The sequence below is a fragment of the Halobacillus seohaensis genome (assembly GCF_042663045.1).
Taxonomy (GTDB): domain Bacteria; phylum Bacillota; class Bacilli; order Bacillales; family Halobacillaceae; genus Halobacillus_A; species Halobacillus_A seohaensis.
The window spans coordinates 1-18,420 of sequence record NZ_JBHSZV010000029.1 but is presented as its reverse complement, the minus strand read 5'-3'; the positions used below and the strand labels follow the sequence as shown (position 1 = coordinate 18,420).

The 18,420-nt window shown below is 41.8% G+C and carries 11 protein-coding genes; 1 reads left to right on the top strand and 10 read right to left on the bottom strand.

Annotated features, from left to right (window positions below; all coding sequences use genetic code 11):
• Positions 1-884: 884 nt before the first annotated feature.
• From ACFQIC_RS11770 to pcrB, 10 genes are all read right to left on the bottom strand, one after another.
• Positions 885-1,799 (bottom strand): diacylglycerol kinase, encoded by a 915-nt coding sequence (locus tag ACFQIC_RS11770; RefSeq protein ID WP_204710422.1) that lies wholly within the window; start codon positions 1,797-1,799, stop codon positions 885-887.
• 208 nt (positions 1,800-2,007) lie between these two features.
• The gene (gene gatB / locus ACFQIC_RS11765) at positions 2,008-3,438 is read right to left on the bottom strand and encodes an Asp-tRNA(Asn)/Glu-tRNA(Gln) amidotransferase subunit GatB (protein ID WP_204710424.1); all 1,431 of its coding nucleotides are present in this window, start codon (positions 3,436-3,438) and stop codon (positions 2,008-2,010) included.
• Positions 3,435-4,907: an Asp-tRNA(Asn)/Glu-tRNA(Gln) amidotransferase subunit GatA gene (gatA, locus tag ACFQIC_RS11760; protein WP_204710426.1), complete on the bottom strand. Its 1,473-nt coding sequence runs from the start codon at positions 4,905-4,907 to the stop codon at positions 3,435-3,437. The genes gatB and gatA overlap by 4 nt, the downstream gene beginning before the upstream one ends.
• A gap of 12 nt (positions 4,908-4,919) precedes the next feature.
• On the bottom strand, positions 4,920-5,210 hold the full coding sequence (gatC, locus tag ACFQIC_RS11755; protein ID WP_204710428.1) for an Asp-tRNA(Asn)/Glu-tRNA(Gln) amidotransferase subunit GatC: 291 nt from the start codon (positions 5,208-5,210) through the stop codon (positions 4,920-4,922).
• 317 nt (positions 5,211-5,527) lie between these two features.
• The gene (gene putP, locus ACFQIC_RS11750) at positions 5,528-7,042 is read right to left on the bottom strand and encodes a sodium/proline symporter PutP (RefSeq protein WP_204710430.1); all 1,515 of its coding nucleotides are present in this window, start codon (positions 7,040-7,042) and stop codon (positions 5,528-5,530) included.
• Positions 7,043-7,535: 493 nt separating this feature from the next.
• Positions 7,536-9,086: an L-glutamate gamma-semialdehyde dehydrogenase gene (gene pruA / locus ACFQIC_RS11745; protein ID WP_204710432.1), complete on the bottom strand. Its 1,551-nt coding sequence runs from the start codon at positions 9,084-9,086 to the stop codon at positions 7,536-7,538.
• Positions 9,087-9,468: 382 nt separating this feature from the next.
• Positions 9,469-10,617 carry a CamS family sex pheromone protein gene (locus ACFQIC_RS11740; protein ID WP_204710434.1) on the bottom strand — a complete coding sequence of 383 codons (1,149 nt, stop codon included), beginning with the start codon at positions 10,615-10,617 and terminating at the stop codon, positions 9,469-9,471.
• 15 nt (positions 10,618-10,632) lie between these two features.
• Positions 10,633-12,633, bottom strand: a complete 2,001-nt coding sequence (gene ligA / locus ACFQIC_RS11735; RefSeq protein WP_204710436.1) for an NAD-dependent DNA ligase LigA — start codon at positions 12,631-12,633, stop codon at positions 10,633-10,635.
• 15 nt (positions 12,634-12,648) lie between these two features.
• Positions 12,649-14,880, bottom strand: a complete 2,232-nt coding sequence (gene pcrA, locus ACFQIC_RS11730; RefSeq protein WP_204710438.1) for a DNA helicase PcrA — start codon at positions 14,878-14,880, stop codon at positions 12,649-12,651.
• 25 nt (positions 14,881-14,905) lie between these two features.
• Positions 14,906-15,586, bottom strand: a complete 681-nt coding sequence (gene pcrB, locus ACFQIC_RS11725) for a heptaprenylglyceryl phosphate synthase (protein ID WP_204710440.1) — start codon at positions 15,584-15,586, stop codon at positions 14,906-14,908.
• Positions 15,587-16,704: 1,118 nt separating this feature from the next.
• Between pcrB and ACFQIC_RS11720 the strand changes: the two genes are divergently transcribed.
• Positions 16,705-17,901 carry an IS110 family RNA-guided transposase gene (locus tag ACFQIC_RS11720; protein ID WP_390217112.1) on the top strand — a complete coding sequence of 399 codons (1,197 nt, stop codon included), beginning with the start codon at positions 16,705-16,707 and terminating at the stop codon, positions 17,899-17,901.
• The last annotated feature ends 519 nt before the right edge of the window (positions 17,902-18,420 follow it).

Here is an 18,420-nt window from a genome sequence, read left to right as displayed (position 1 = left end):
GAGGCTTCATGCCGTACTCCCACGGAAAGCACACAAAAAAAGAAGAACGGTAGCATCGTGTTAAGTGAGGCTTTGTTTTATTCTATAGCATAGGTGAAACGCATTCTCCTATGCCGGGGTTCGTTCATTTCCATGTCGAATGGGGTGGCTTTGAAACGACGAGACTCCCGCGGGAGAAGGAGTTAGGCAAGACCCCACAGGGAGTGACAACGACCGAGGAGGCTTGCCAGTCCCCCGCAGGAAAGCGAGTTGTTTCAAAGCCACCCCTATCCCTTTTACGGTAACGAAGCCCACGGATCCTTACCTTACTCCCACGGAAAGAAAGTTATTTCCCCGACCACCTTCTCCTCTATCGATGACGAAACAGCCACATAAAAAAGGAGAACGGTAGCATCGTGTTAGGTGAGGATTTGTTTTATTCTATAGCATAAGTTAGACGCATTCTCCTATGCCACAGGTTCGTTCACTTCCATGTCGAATGGGGGGCTTTGAAACGACGAGACTCCCGCAGGAGAAGGAGTTAGGCAAGACCCCACAGGGAGTGACAACGACCGAGGAGGCTTGCCAGATCCCCCGCAGGAAAGCGAGTTGTTTCAAAGCCACCCCTATCCCTTTTACGGTAACGAACCCCCATCATCTCGGAATGGAGTTTTCCAGATAACTTTCCGTTAACACAACAAGTGATAGAAAAAAGCGACTCCTTCCCCACCGCCTCTTTCTCCACACAATCTCAGAATCGAGGTTTGCGCTTTATTCATCTATAAACCTTGTTCAATCAACAAAAATAAGCAGTCCAATTGATATGCTAATTGGACTGCAAAAAAATTGTTATATAGTCTCTTAACCGAACCCGTGATTCTAGAAACAGCAACGTTTCGCTATTATCACTCATCTTTAGATTCTGTTGAGAATTTATCCTCAGGAACGAAAAACTCAATATGTCGATAAAGATTGACGAACTCTCCTGGCAGTAGACCACCGAATTCGCCATCAATGTTCAGCTGCATTTTTTCTTCCGTATGAACCTTCACGCGACTTGCCGTCGTATGAATGAACTTAGGATGATTAAGGTGATTACCTTGAATCGCCAGCGTCGCTAAACGAACAAACTCGGCAATGTTCATTTTTTCAATGATCATCAAGTCAAAAACGCCGTCATCCATTTTCGCGTTAGGCGCCAACTTCTCTAGGCCGCCGACTGAATTCGTATTTGCAATGAGAAACAGCATAATTTCGCCTTTAAATAGCCTACCATCATACTCTAACTCAACATAAGTAGGTCTTAAAGAAGGCAACATCTCAATCCCTTTTAAGTAGTAAGCGAGTTGACCAATCATCGTTTTTAGCTTACTTGGGACTTCATAGGAAATCTCAGTAATCTTTCCTCCACCTGAGATGTTCATGAAGTATTGATCATTAACTCGTCCAATATCAAGGGGAGTTGTGTAATTAGCTAAAATAACATCTACAGCCTTATGAATATTCCGCGGCACACAAAGAGCTCGGGCAAAATCGTTGGTAGTTCCGACTGGGATGATGCCCAGTTTCGGTCTGTATTCCTGCTCAGCAATACCATTAATGACTTCATTAATCGTGCCATCACCACCTGCTGCAACGACAACATCAAACTTTCGCGCAACAGCAATTTTTGCCGCTTCGGTAGCATCCCCTTCACTCGTGGTTGCGTGGGCGGATGTCTCGTAACCAGATTGCTCGAAGCGCTGCAATATGTCAGGAAGAACTTTCTTAATAACTTCTCTTCCAGAGGTCGGATTATAAATAATTCGAGCACGTTGCATAGTATGACCCCCTCATCCATCATGCTCCAAATCATATCATAGCTCTTTTTCCATCATTTGAAAACAATTTAACTTAGAAAAGCGGTAGCGTCCTTCAGTTAGCAAGTCTAAGTTTGAGCAGGTCGACACGTCTTCCCTGCTTATTATCCATATAAAAGGCACGCACGTGAAAGTGCGTGCCTTTTTAAAATGAATGTATCTGTTAATTCTATCGTTTATCCATCTCTTCTAAGATAATCTTATTAACCATTGGTGGGTTTGCTTGACCTTTGGTTTCTTTCATCACTTGTCCAACAAGGAAACCAAGTGCTTTATCTTTACCATTTTTATAGTCTTCAATCGACTGCAGATTGTTATCAACGATACCTACTACTATGTCACGAAGCTGTCCTTCATCAGAAATTTGTACAAGACCTTTGTCTTTCACGATCTTCTCTGGATCGCCACCTTTTTCTACAAGGTCACTAAACACTTTTTTAGCAATTTTAGATGAAATTGTGCCATCTTCAATTAACTTAGTAAGCTTCGCGAGTCCTTCTGGTGTTAAAGCAAGATCGCTAAGCTCTTTATAATGCTTGTTCATGTGGGCTGACACCTCACCCATCAGCCAGTTCGATGCCTGCTTAATGTCCGCGCCACTTGCTATAGTTTCTTCGAAGAAATCGGACATTTCCTTATTATTCGTTAAAACCATCGCATCATACGCTGGAAGCTTAAGTTCTTCAATATAGCGCTTCTTACGAGCATCGGGAAGCTCAGGAATCTGATTGAAGATACGGTCTTTCCAAGCTTCATCAATATGAAGAGGAACTAGGTCCGGCTCAGGGAAGTAACGATAGTCGTCAGATCCTTCTTTGATACGCATGAGAACCGTTTCCTTCGTCTGCTCATCATAACGACGTGTTTCCTGAGGGATCACTCCACCAGAAAGCAGCACTTTTTCCTGACGAATTTCTTCAAACTCTAGTCCTTTTTGTACATAAGAGAAAGAGTTTAAGTTCTTCAGTTCCGTTTTTGTACCGAATTCCTCTTGACCAATCGGACGAAGAGAAAGGTTGGCGTCACAACGCAAGGAACCTTCTTCCATCTTACAATCAGATACACCAGTATATTGGATGATGTTTTTTAGTGCCTCTAAGTAAGCATATGCTTCTTTTGGTGTACGAATGTCTGGCTCTGAGACAATCTCAACTAGCGGCGTACCTTGACGATTATAGTCAACAAGTGAATAGCCATCATCACTGTGAGTCAGCTTCCCAGCATCCTCCTCCATATGCAGACGAGTAATACCAATACGTTTCTTCACACCATCGACTTCAATATCAATATAACCATTTTCACCAATCGGCTGATCAAACTGAGAAATTTGGTAAGCTTTCGGATTATCCGGGTAAAAATAGTTTTTACGGTCGAACTTTGTATTTGTCGCAATATCACAATTCAACGCCATGGACGCCTTCATTGCGAAATTAACAGCTTCCTCGTTCAAGACAGGAAGAACCCCTGGATAACCGAGGTCAATCGGATTTACATTCGTATTCGGCTCATCCCCAAACATGTTCGGAGAAGGACTGAAAATTTTCGATTCGGTTTTTAATTCTACGTGGACCTCAAGTCCAATTACTGTTTCAAAATTCATGTGCGCGCACCTCCAAGGGACGGGCGTTGTTTGTGGAAGTCTGTCGCCTGTTCAAAGGCATGGGCTGTACGATAAACGCTATTCTCATCGAAGTGTCGACCGATAATTTGCAGGCCGATTGGCAATCCATCGGAGGAGAAGCCACATGGTACAGAGATTCCCGGTACACCAGCAAGGTTCACTGGAATCGTTAAAATATCATTAGCATACATTGTTAATGGATCATCAATTTGATCACCGACTTTAAACGCTGGTGTCGGAGTTGTTGGTCCAACGATAACGTCATAATCTTCAAATACTTTTTCAAAGTCGTTTTTAATTAATGTGCGTACTTGCTGGGCCTTTTTATAATAGGCATCGTAATAACCAGAGCTTAGTGCAAAGGTTCCTAGCATAATACGACGCTTCACTTCTTCACCGAAGCCTTCGGAACGTGAGCGTTTATACATATCGAGCATCGTTTCAGGGTTCTCCGCACGTTTTCCGTATCGTACGCCGTCAAAACGGGCCAGGTTGGCAGAAGCCTCAGATGATGAGATTAGATAGTATGTTGACACAGCATACTTGGAGTGTGGCAAGGATACTTCGTCCCAAGTCGCTCCTAGTTCTTCATACTGTTTCAGTGCGGCCTGAACGGCCTCTTTCACTTCTGGTGCTACACCTTCGCCGAGATACTCTTTTGGTACGGCAATTTTCAACCCTTTTACATCACCTGTAAGGGCCTCAGTATAGCTTGGTACGTCAACATTGGCTGATGTTGAGTCCATGTTGTCGTAACCTGCGATTGTTTCTAGTAGATACGCATTGTCTTCAACGGATCGGGTAATGGGTCCGATTTGATCTAGTGAAGAGGCAAATGCGATTAATCCGAAACGAGATACGCGTCCGTAAGTAGGTTTCAAACCAACGACGCCACAGAAGGCGGCTGGTTGACGAATAGAACCACCTGTGTCAGAACCTAAGGAGAATGGAACTTCGCCAGCTGCAACAGACGCAGCTGATCCTCCGCTGGATCCTCCTGGTACGTAATCGGTATTCCATGGATTACGAGTTGCATAGTAGCTTGAGTTCTCGTTTGAAGATCCCATCGCAAATTCATCCATGTTTAGCTTGCCTATTGTCACAGATTTCGCTTCATTCAACTTATTGACAACAGTCGCATCATAGAGAGGATCCTCAAAGTTATCAAGGAACTGACTGCCTGCCGTTGTACGCAAGCCTTTTGTTACGATGTTATCTTTAACGCCTATTGGTAAGCCAAATAGTTTGGCTGCATCGTCGCCACGTGTTTCATCTAATTCAGCCGCTTGTTTTAAGGCTGCTTCTTTATTTAACGTAAGGAAGGCTTTGACTTGGTCGTCCACTTCTTCAATACGATTATAGGATTCGTTAACAAGATCAGTTACGGTAATTTCTTTACTATGTAGCTTGTCTTTCAGCTCTTGTAAAGAATGTTCAAACAAAGACATATGGGTCCCTCCCTATTCTAGAACAGATGGCACTTTGAATTGTCCATCCTGTTGATCTGGTGCGTTTTTTAATGCGTCTTCTTTTTCAATCCATTTCTTTGGTTCATCTTTACGCATCACATTTTGCAAATCAAGAACGTGCGTAGTCGGCTCAACGCCTTCAGTATCCAGTTCATTCAATTGCTCGGCATAGGTAATAATATCATCGAGCTGTTTCGTGAACAGGTTAGCCTCTTCTTCTTTAATAGAAAGACGGGCCAAGTTTGCCACGTGCTTTACTTCATCCTTACTAATACGGGACATATGGTTACCTCCATTCAATCTCACATAATATATAATCATACCAAATTTCTATTTTGATTCGCAACGTACAGCTTTACACCCTATCTATCATAACATAAAGGGAAAATTCATTCAGGGATCTTTTTTCCCTTTATGTTAGTTGATCTTATCAGGTGTTTACATGCCGTTGTCCTCGTCTCCTGACATTGCGTCCCTCTATATAGAGAGTGGATTTACAAAATACCCATCTGTGCTAAAAGGCAGGCGGCAAATCCCTTTTACAATCAAAAAATAACCCCCGACTAGAGTCGGAGGTTATTCCTCTTTTACCAAATTGATTAGCGACGAGCCGCTTCTTCGAATTCAGCAACAATTTCATCAGACGGTGGAGTACCCATCTTACTTACAACAACCGCAACAATTAGGTTAAATAAGAAACCTGGTACGATTTCGTAAAGATCGAAAATTCCACCTTGTAACATATCAGCCCATACAACTACCGTTACCGCACCAACGATCATACCTGCGAGTGCACCGTTACGGGTAATATTCTTCCAGAACAAGGAAAGAATAATTGTTGGTCCGAATGCAGCACCGAACCCTGCCCATGCATAAGATACAAGGCCAAGTACTGTACTGTCTGGATTTCCAGCAAGCAATAAGGCAATTAAGGCAATTAGGGCAACAGCAAAACGACCGATCCAAACTAGTTCTCGCTCAGAAGCATTTTTACGGAAGATCGCTTTATAGAAATCTTCAGCCAATGCAGAAGAAGATACTAGTAACTGGGAGTCGATTGTACTCATAATCGCAGAAAGAATTGCTGCTAGTAAGATACCAGCAATCACTGGGTGGAATAGAATTTGAGAGAATACGATGAAGATCTTCTCACCATCAGCTAATGCCTGAAAACCGCCTTCACTAGTTAGCTGAGCACCAACAGCGCTTAAGCCATCTACGTCCTGAGTAGCGATGAATGCTAAACCAAATAAACCTGTGAAAATAGCTCCGTATAAACCGATGATCATCCAACCCATTCCGATTAGACGAGCTTTCGGTACATCTTTTGGAGATCTTAGTGCCATAAAACGCACGAGAATGTGCGGCTGACCAAAGTAACCAAGACCCCATGCAAGAGAAGATATGATAGAGATTGCTCCAACACCTTGTACCATGCTTAAGTGATCTGGACTAATTGCGCCAACTGCGTCAATAGCAGAACTCCAACCGCCTAGCTCAGAAATCGCAACAATTGGTACAGCGATTAAAGCTAGGAACATTAAAATACCTTGGATGAAGTCCGTCCAACTTACAGCAAGGAACCCACCTATAAAAGTATAAGAAATGGTTACGATGGCACCAATCCATAAAGCTTGGTTATAGCCTAAGTCAAATGAAGATTCAAATAACTTCGCACCGCCAACCAAACCTGATGAAGTATAAAATGTGAAGAATATCAAAATGACTAATGCAGAAACGACACGTAAGATATGTGAACTATCCCGGAAACGATTCTCTAAGTAGTCAGGAAGAGTAATGGAATCATTAGCGACTTCTGTAAATATACGCAAACGACGAGCCACAAACTGCCAGTTTAAGTAAGCACCAATGGCAAGACCTACAGCAAGCCATGCACTTCCTAAACCTGACACATAAATAGCCCCAGGTAAACCTAGTAGCAACCAACTACTCATGTCCGATGCACCAGCACTAAGTGCGGCTACTCCTGGCCCTAATCGACGGCCACCTAAAACATAATCTGATAAATTACTTGTTAAACGGTATGAGATGAACCCAATGGCCAGCATACCAATTAAATAAACTATAAATGTTATTAAAGTTGCAGTACCCATTTTTTCTTATTCGCTCCTTCCGGTAAATAGTGTAATTATTGATAGTATGAGTAATATAGGCATAGGTACGAAAAGCCAGAACCATGCGCCCCCTGAAAGTGAAAATTGTCCTGCAGCAGTTGCTAATTCAAACACGTTGTCACCTCCAATAACATTTGTTATACACTTCTATGCATTTTTTATATAATTCAGAATACCTGTTCCAACCACATAGAAGTTAAAAAACCTAAACACAGGAATAACTATATCATAATATAATATTCCGAACATTGCAAAAACTATAATAATAACTACTTAATGCATAACTATTCATTATAACATCATATATTCCTCCAAAATCGCTTTATAGACTATATCTATTCATAAAAGTTCATAAAAAAAAGTTTGTCTTTTTTTCACAAGTAGATCATTTAGACTATACAATATATCCTATCCCCCTAATAAAAATCCTCTCCCTACCCTAGCAGAAAGAGGATTTCTGAGACAATGATTTTTAAAGCATTTCTGAAGTCGTTTTTCCTTGCATGTGATGGATCAAATAGTCAGGACCACCTGCTTTGGAATCTGTTCCTGACATATTAAAGCCCCCAAATGGGTGATAGCCTACAATCGCAGCAGTACATCCACGGTTGAAGTAAAGATTTCCTACGTGGAAATCTTCTCGTGCTTGTTCAAGGTGGGATCTATTCTTAGTAAAAACAGCCCCAGTTAAACCGTAATCCGTGTTATTGGCAATATCAATCGCTTCTTCAAATGATGTTGCTTTTGTAAAACCAACTACTGGACCAAAAATTTCCTCTTGCATAAGACGGGCGTCAGGAGCCAAATCTGCGAATACTGTTGGCTCTATAAACCAACCTTTACTATCATCTCCTTTTCCTCCTGCTACTAATTTACCTTCTTCTTTCCCGATATCTATATAACTTAAAATTTTATCATAAGCAGCCTGATCTATCACAGGTCCCATGTACGTATCATGAGCGGATGGATCACCGTACGAAACAGATTCTTTAGTTTTGGTCGCAACTTTAGTTAAGAGTTCATCATAAATATCCTCATGAGCAACGACTCGTGAACAGGCAGAGCACTTTTGCCCAGAAAAACCGAATGCAGAATATGTAATAGCATCTGCAGCTAATTCAAGGTCGGAATCCTTATCAACAACGATCGTATCCTTCCCGCCCATTTCAATAATTGTGCGTTTTAGCCATTTTTGACCTGTATGAACCTTCGCTGCCCGTTCAAAAATTCGTGTTCCAACTTCCCGTGATCCTGTGAAGCTGACAAAACGAGTGCGTGGATGGTCAACTAGATAATCGCCTACTTCTTTACCGCTACCTGGGATGTAGTTAATTACACCAGCTGGCATACCTGCTTCTTCAAGTACTTCCATCAATTTATGAGCAATGATAGGAGTTGAACTTGCAGGTTTGAGTAGAACCGTATTTCCTGAAACCATAGAAGCTACCGCTGTGCCTGCCATAATTGCAAATAAAAAGTTCCAAGGTGAGATAACAACCCCAACACCAAGAGGGATATAATGGAAGCGATTATTTTCGATGGGACGGGAGTTAATTTCTACCCCTTTATCAATCTCAAGGATCTGACGCCCATAGAATTCCATAAAGTCAATTGCCTCAGCTGTATCAGCATCTGCCTCTTTCCAGGGCTTGCCGCCCTCCTTAACGAGGTGTGCAGTGAATTCATGTTTGCGGCGGCGAACAATGGCTGCAGCACGAAACAAAATATCGGCACGAAATGAAGCTTTTGTTTTCCTCCACCAGCTGAAGGTTTCATCAGCAATTTGATGGGCTTTTTCTGCCAAGTCTTGATTTGCTTTTGATACATAACCAATGACTTCCTTTTTATTAGCAGGATTAACGACCTTAATTTTGTCGTCCGTCATAATTCTTTCTCCACCTATAATAAGTGGATAGTCTTTGCCTAGATCTGCTTCTACTAGCTTAATAGAGTCTTCTAGTGCTTTACGGTTTTCTGCTAAACTAAAGTCAGTAAATGGTTCATGTTGATAAGGGACTACCATGATCAACCGCCTCCTATTAATTTGGATCAGACGCCATTTTTTGAAAATTAAAACATTAATCGTTTCCATAGAACATTCTATCCTATGTTTATACTTTGTTCAAATTATTACGGTTCTTTCTTTAAAGATTGTGTTAAATGTATCTGTTGATATTAGTCATGGTGCTATGATTTGGTGGAAATCATCTGTATACCATTCAATTCCTACGTCCTTAACTGTTTATCTTAAAATGCTTAGTTGTCACACGAATTTTCCGTTGGGGTGAATCGTTCCACTGAGCCCACGCTTTATTTCTAACAACGGCACCAGACTTTACTACCTCGTAGGTGACCATAAAAAAAGAGCCTCTGAGGGTTAGTTACTAACTCTCAGAGGCCTACTATCATTCATAAATATGCACATAAGGTTCTTCTTGACCTGGCTCTTTTACTATTAAACTCTCCTGTTGATCCATACTATTAATTTTCACTTCAATCGAGTAGTGATCTTCAAACATTTCCATCACTAAACTGTAAATATATTGAGTGAAGCCAATAACTTCAGTTTGCGAATTGAACTGAATCGGAATGTCTATCTTCACTTCTCGCAATTCATCATCCACATAAAAACCATTAGCAATCATACCAACAAAGTTCGGAAAGTAATCTGATACTTCTGCTCGAAAGTCGGAAAATACTTCAGCGTCGTCAAAATGCTCATCTTCTGCTTCATTAGACGGAAATAAAACATAATCTTCGTTCAGTTCTTCCCAGTCTCCTACAGAATTATCTGAACCGTCAACATATGCTTTTGACAGGAAGTTTCCAGGAGATTCAGCGTTGCTATCTTCCTCTTCGTATATTGCAAATACGATAGGGATGTTCTGGAGTTTTTCCCTTTCTCGGAGTCTCTCCAGAATCGTATTAGCATTTTCCTTCCCTCTTGTTAACAATTCACTTGTTGAGATATCTTCTGAGAAGTCTCGACCTTCTGCTGTAAAGTTATAGGCCGAACGCATAGAAATTCCTATGGTTAATCCTGCCACTTCCACAACATCATCCTCTTTTCGTACAAGATAGTCTTGTTCAACAATGTTTGAAATGTATCGTGGATTCTCACGGAATTCTTCTTTAGAAGCATCTTCTTCATTCAAAGCTGGATTTAGTCCTTCTGGATTTCCCTCTTCACTATATCGAGATAGCCAGCTTAATAATGTATCATACTCGAGAAACTGACCAGGCTGGAAGTAGTAATCACTAGTACTATAGTGATCTTTCGAAAGACGTTGTAATCCACTCTCAAACTCAGCTATATCCAGGCGGTTCCCCATTTGATTCGTTGTCACCCCTTGAGCAGCGGATATTTTTGGACTGCTCTCGGTTAAAATCATTCGATAGTGATTATCTGATATATCATAGTTTGGGATAATCGCTTTTTGGTCTCCCTTTTCATCCGTCGTCTCTCGGACAACTTCGTCGGTATTATCATAGACGGGTGTACACGCGCTGACAATAAGGATCATTGCTAGTAAAAGTGCGTGTAACTTTTTCATGTATTCCACTCCCTACTAGGTTAAAGCTTTCGCAAATTCTTCTTCATTCCAAATTTCTATGCCGATCTTTTCAGCCTTTGTATATTTCGAACCAGCATCCTCACCGGCAATTAATAAGTCGGTATTTTTGCTGACACTTCCCGTGACGTTACCACCGAGTTCTTGCACGATGTTTTTCAATTGTGAGCGGGAATAGTTCTCCATTTTTCCAGTTATAACAATCGTTTTTCCTTTAAAAGCGGAATACACAGGACCAGCATTTTTCCTCGTTCCTGTGTATTCCATAGGAAGCCCTAGCTGCTTTAGATCAGCAATTAACTCCGCAACCTGCGGTTTAGCAAAGTAACGTGCAATTGAGTCAGCCATTTTTTCACCGATTTCTGTTACTTCGGTTAATCGAACAGCATCAGCTTTACTAAGCTCATCTATCGTTTCAAACTCCTGAGCTAATGTATTGGCAGCTTTTGTCCCAACATAACGAATACCAAGACCAAACAGGAGTTTTTCTAAAGAATTTTCTTTGGAAACTTCAATCGCCTTTAGCAGGTTATCCACTGATTTTTCACCCATTCGATCTAACTGCAAGAGCTCGTCACGGTCAAGTTTATATAAATCCGCAATGTTATCGATTAATTTTTCTTGGAAAAGTTGAGCAATTACCTTTTCACCAAGACCATCGATATCCATTGCATTTCTAGACACAAAGTGGATTAACCCTTCCCTTAACTGTGCGTTACAGTTTGGATTGATACACCGAAGTGCAACTTCCTCTTCAAGGCGAACGAGCTTGCTATCACAAGCTGGACAACGTTCTGGCATATAATAAGCTTTTTCTTCACCGCTTCGTTCCTCGGTAACGACACGTACGACTTCCGGAATAATGTCTCCAGCTTTTTTAATCACAACTGTATCGCCAATGCGGATATCTCTCTCACGAATTAAGTCTTCATTGTGTAAAGAAGCACGCTGAACGGTTGTTCCAGCAACTTTCACTGGATCTAACACTGCTGTTGGAGTAACAACACCTGTACGACCTACACTTAACTCAATATCGTTAAGCTTCGTTACTGCCTCTTCAGCAGGAAACTTGTAAGCTGTAGCCCAACGCGGATTTTTAGCGGTAAACCCTAAGGCCTCCTGTTGATCAAGACGATCGACCTTAATAACGATACCGTCAATTTCATAATCTAAATTTGGACGACGTTCGACCCAGCTATGAACATAGTCGATCACATCCTCGATATCGTTACACTTTTTCCATTCAGGATTTGTTTTTAATCCTAATTCCTTCATACGATCCAAACGCTCGCTATGAGCGTTTGATGCCTCGCCCTGCCATTCTCCAACCCCATAAAGAAAGATATCTAAATTACGTTTAGCGGCAATCTTCGGGTCGAGTTGTCGCAAAGATCCAGCTGCAGCATTTCGTGGGTTTGCAAACGGTTCCTCGTCATTTTCTTCACGTACTTCATTCATTTTCAAGAAGGATTTTTTTGGCATAAAAGCTTCGCCGCGAACTTCAATGGTTTCAGGAGAATCCAGACGAAGAGGAATGCTTCTGATGGTCCGCAAGTTTGTTGTTATATCTTCTCCAACCGTGCCATCCCCCCTCGTGGCACCACGCACGAGAACACCATCTTCATAAGTGAGAGATACAGCAAGCCCATCGATCTTCAACTCACACACATACGTAACTTCTTCACCTGTTCCTTCTCGAACACGACGGTCAAAATCGCGTAATTCCTGGTCATCAAAAGCATTTCCGAGACTCAATAAGGGCACATTATGACGTACTTTTTGAAAAGAACTAAGTGGATCCCCTCCGACACGCTGCGAAGGAGAATCAACCGTAACTAGTTCTGGAAACTCTTCTTCAATATCAAGCAATTCTCGCATTTTTTTATCATATTCATAATCGGAGACACTCGGTTGGTCTAACGTATGGTATTCATAATTATATCGATTAACTTCTTCTCTAAGCGATTGCAAACGCTTTTGTGCTTCTTTTTCACTCATTATCCAAACACGTCCTTACACTTTCGTTATCGGGGCAAACCTGGCAAGCAGGCGCTTAATTCCAGTCGGTGCTGGGAAGGCAATATCCAGTTCCATTCCATCCTCTTCTCCTTGCACTTTAACAACCGTACCTTCTCCCCATTTTTTATGTTGAGCTTTATCCCCAGGCTGCCAGGAAATTTTTTCGCCACCTGAAGATGGCTTTTCCGTTTTTTTCGCTGCACGTTTTTTTGGTGCTTGATTAGACTGAGGAATAGCGGCTGATTGGTTCTTTTGATTGGAAAATGGGAGCGGTTCTTTCTCCTGTTTTCCTTCTACGAGCTCTTGTGGAATTTCATGTATGAAGCGACTGATTGGATTCATATTTGTTCGTCCGTACAGTGTGCGCATTTTGGCATGTGATATAAATAATTGACGTTCTGCCCGTGTAATCCCGACGTAAGCTAAGCGACGTTCTTCTTCCATCTCGGTCTCATCGATCAGAGAGCGAGAATGCGGGAACACGTTTTCTTCCATCCCAATTAAAAAGACGACGGGAAATTCAAGTCCTTTGGCTGAATGCAACGTCATTAATGTAACCGTATCATCATTCGCCGGATCATCATTCATCGAATCAATGTCCGCAATTAAAGCCAAATCCGTTAAAAATGATACGAGCGTTTTATCTTCAGCGGTTTCTTCAAAATTCTTCGTAACGGACTTAAATTCTTCGATGTTTTCTAGACGGCTTTGAGCTTCAAGACTTTTCTCATTTTTCAACATATCTTCATAACCTGTCTTCTCAATGACTTCACTTACCATGTCCGTCGCTGATAAAAATTCCTGTTGCTGGGTCCAATTTTTAATCATTTGGTAAAACTGCATAATCGATTTGGCAGCCTTGGCACTGACACCGACAAAGTCAATTTCTGCTGAAGCCTCATAAAGAGAAATATCATGAGTTGTTGCATATGCTTGTAGTTTATCCACGCTTGTTTTTCCTACGCCACGCTTCGGTTCGTTGACCACTCGCTGATAACTTAAATCATCATTCGGGTTCGCAATCAATCGCAAGTAGGCAAGCAAGTCCTTAATTTCTTTTCGATCATAGAACTTGGTGCCACCAATCATTTGATAAGGCACGCCTGCTTTGACAAACGTTTCCTCAATCGTTCGTGACTGGGCATTCGTACGATATAAAATCGCCGCATCTTTATAATGATAACGACCACTGCGAATTAAGTCCTCTATTTGATCTGTGACAAATAAGGCCTCTTCTCGTTCAGTACCTGCCTCTTTGTATTGAATCTTCTCACCGCCATTATTGTCTGTCCAAAGATTCTTCGCCTTTCGACCGGCATTGTTATCAATTACCTTATTTGCCGCGTTCAAAATCAGTTCCGTGGAACGATAATTTTGCTCAAGTAGAATAGTACGAGCACTAGGGTAATCTTTTTCAAACGATAAAATATTGGTAATGTCTGCTCCACGCCAGCCATAAATCGACTGATCCGAGTCACCAACGACACATAGGTTTTGATAGCGACTAGCTAAGTGGTTGACGAGCTGGTACTGAGCATGGTTTGTATCTTGATATTCATCAACATGAATATACTGAAAACGACGCTGATAGTATTCAAGCACCTCCGGAAGGCGTTCAAATAACGTCAGAGTTTGCATAATTAAGTCATCAAAATCAAGCGACTGATTTTTGCGTAACTTTTTCTGGTAGCCTTTATAAATTTGCGCAATTTGTTCCTCATGAAAGTTCGCCGCATCTCGCACATGATCTTCTGGTGTAATTAGTTCATTTTTAGCATTACTGATCGCCCCAATCATGGCACGAGGATCCCATTTTTTCGGATCAAGGTTCAGATCTTTTAATACTTGTTTAATAACGGATAACTGATCACTTGAATCGAGTATGGAAAAATTGCGATCATACCCAATGCGGTCAATATCACGTCGTAATATACGTACACACATCGAGTGGAACGTTGACATCCAAATTTTATCCGCTTCCTGTCCAACTAAAGACTGTACACGTTCTTTCATTTCACGAGCCGCTTTATTCGTAAAAGTAATTGCTAATACGTTTCGAGGAGATACTTCTTTTTCGCGAAGTAAATAGGCAATACGGTGGGTAAGCACACGTGTCTTACCACTCCCAGCACCTGCCATAATAAGTAGTGGTCCTTCGGTTTGCGTAACCGCATTTCGCTGCTGTTCATTAAGTCCTTTAACTAAAGGGTGCATTGCTTGTGTCATAGGGACACCTTCCTTTTAAAAATAGTTACATGCAAGCTTCTACCGTGCGTAACGCAGCTTGTAAGTCTTTATATATGATATTACCGACGACAATAACGTCCGCGTACTTTTTCATTAAATTGGCTTGTTCAATCGACTCAATCCCTCCACCATAAAAGAGCGTCGTCTGGTCGAGCTGTTTTGCGACTTCACGCACTAATTCAGGCTCTCCCCACGTCCCACTATATTCAAGGTAGAAGATCGGCAAATGAAACATATGCTCTGCCATTTTAGCATAGGCCACAACATCTTCCTTTGAAGGCAATTGGCACTGTGCTGCTTCAAAGACTTTGGCCTGCTCATTCAGCACACAATATCCTTCAACAACCATTTGATCCCAATTAATCCAATCCCCATATTCCTTGACGGCTTGATGCTGAATGTCTACTATATATCGTTTATTCATGCTGTTGAAAACAATCGGGATAAAATAACTATCAAACCCCGGCATAATCGCTTCCATTGTAGACACTTCAAGTATACAGGGAATATTGAAAGCTTGTACCCTTTCTAATAAGTCAAATACATTGTCAAACGTAACTCCATCTGTACCACCGATGATAAGGGCATCCGTACCTGATTCACAAAGGGCTGTTAAACATTCTTCTTGTAATGGTTTGTTTGGATCCAGTTTAAAAACATGGTTCCAGTTTTTCACGTTTAACACGGATTGTATTCCTCCATAAACCTTTAGTCCATTCATATATTATAGCAAACTTTCCATGCCCACATGAATTGAAAAAAGAGATTTTCGTAAAGAAATGCGATGGGGGATGATGGTTTGCGAGTGGTTTTCAGTGATTTGGGAGCAAACAGACAGAAATGCGAGCGGAATTTTAATAATTGAGACCGTTACGTCACTAATATGAGAGGAAGGTGGTCAGGGAAACAGCTCGCTGCATTCCTGGGAGACGGTGAGCCTACTCTGGCTTCTACCCCTTACCGCATGTTTCTATCGGAATCGTGTCGTTCTACGTCCCTGTGAAAGTATTAAATATCTGTTATCACTCCAATTGAAGCCTGATCCAACCAAAATGAACATTGCCATCTTTTTGAGCCACTCAGATAAGTTGATAAAAATCGGGTATGATAGTCTATTTATATGAAGTGGCCTATTATGAGACCTTTTTAAAAAACCTCTGTGGTATTATTTTTAAACCATAAACGGAATCTAGAAGCTTATCTGGCTTGTAAGCTTACCACCATCCGAATTAATTTTACAGATCCATAGTACTGGATCTATTAATGGCAGAAGTGGATTATTTCAACGGGAATATTCACACAGCACCCCGATTTTCATAAAAAGGGTTCCGTGCCACTTTTCATAGAGAGAGATTGTGGACGATTACAATTAAACTAACGAAACCGTATTGTTGAAGACTTGAATTCGATATGTTTGTGTGAATATTTGGGGCTGCGGGAAACGGCTCGCTTTCCATGGGGCGGGCGCTGAGCCTCCTCGGACTTCGTCCTGTGGGGTCTCAGCTGTCCCGCTACATCCCATAGCCATTCATGTATCGCAAAAAACAGCTCTACACCACAGTGAATGAAAATGGTTATCGTATGCCTATACTGATTCTACGGCTGGATGAGGAAGGTCGAGACTCCTTGGTGCGTGAGAGCCCTCCCCATAGTCTGACTCCTTCGACCACGGTGCATCACAGACTGTTGCTCCTTTATAGGAAGCACTCATGGTAGATTAACCCTATTCTGGTTGTTGCGCCAGCCTCTACTATTACTTGCCGCAGAAAGGATGTTTTCAATGGATGTAGTCATTGAGAATGCTTGTGGGATGTCCACAAAGATACCATTACTGCTTGTGCCATTACACCGGAAGGAAAGGAGATTAAGACATTTTCAACGAAAACCATCTATCTCATTGAGTTGGTGGACTGGGTTAAGAAACGGAATTGTACCCATGTGGCCATGGAAAGTACAAGTGTCTACTGGAAACCTATTGTTAATCTACTAGAAGCCGAAGACATTGAATTTCTAGTTGTGAACGCTCAACATATTAAAGCTGTTCCTGGCCGTAAAACCGATGTGAAAGATGCCGAATGGATTGCCAAACTTCTTCGACATGGATTGCTTAAAGCGAGTTACATTCCTGATCGAAATCAGCGCGAATTACGTGAACTTGTTCGTTATCGTCGGAGTATTATTGAAGAACGTGCCAGACAACACAATCGAATGCAGAAAGTGTTAGAAGGAGCTAATATCAAGCTTGGGTCTGTTGTTTCTGACGTTTTGGGAGTTTCTGCTCGTGATATGCTTCGTTGCATAGCTGAAGGAAATGATGACCTTGAAGAGTTATCAAACTTAGCGAGAGGCGTTATGAAAAAGAAAAAAGAGGAATTGAAACTCGCGCTTCAAGGATGCATTAAAGACCACCAACGATTCATGATAAAGACCATCCTGGATCATATTGATTTACTTACGGATCAAATTGATAAATTAGACAAAGAGATATCAAAAAGAATGGAAGAATCTCAAGAGGATATCGAACGTTTAGATTCCATTCCTGGCATTGGGAGAAAAGTAGCGGAACAAATGATTGCCGAACTTGGCACAAATATTAAGGAGCAATTTCCTACGGCACCTCAAATGTGTTCTTGGGCAGGGTTAGTCCCCGGAAATAATCAAAGTGCCGGGAAACGGAAGTCTTCAAAAACGTTGAATGGAAACAAATACCTTAAATCATCACTGGTTGAAGCAGCTCATTCTGTTCGAGGATCCAAAAACTACCTTGGCGCTCTTTACCGGCGAACGGCTTCACGTAAAGGTAAAAAGCGCGCAGGAATCGTTGTAGCTCATGCGATGTTACGAATCTCCTACTACCTCTTAACACGAAAGGAAATGTATGTAGATTTAGGAGAAGATTACTTTGATAAACAAAAACAACAATCCATTGTAAAGCACTCATTGCGTAGGTTAGAGGGTTTAGGTTACAACGTGACGATTGAGGAACCAAAGGTATCTTAAAGCCACCCTCCAACTCACTAGCCATTTGTATGAGACGCTCTCATCGAAAAAAAAAGAATGAGCTGCGTCTACTTTAGTATTGCCATTTTTCCATATTATAGAACTTTATTTTCATGGTAGGAGTCTCACCGTTTCCCTCCGCCCTTAACCATATAAGTGTCTCGATACCACTTCAAGAAAAGGCAGCCATTCCTAAGTTTGCATGTAGATAGTCCTTCTGGGAAAGGAACACATCGAATGGTGGGGGGCTTGGGAATCTCACCGTTTCCTAGCCACCCCTTCTTTGCTTTTAATGAACGGCCCTACTGCCATAAGTCGTCTTCTGTGTTCGCTACACCATATGGAACAAGTGTGCCAGTTGCAAACTCCCATCTATGAATAGCCTACAATTTGAAGAACCAATTACTGAGGTTTCCGTCTGCCTCACAATGGCAAGAAGGGCCGGGAAATCGCAAGACTCCACCTTTAAAAGCGGAGGCGCCTTGGTCAGCGGCGTATGGACTGGACTGAGCTGTCGGA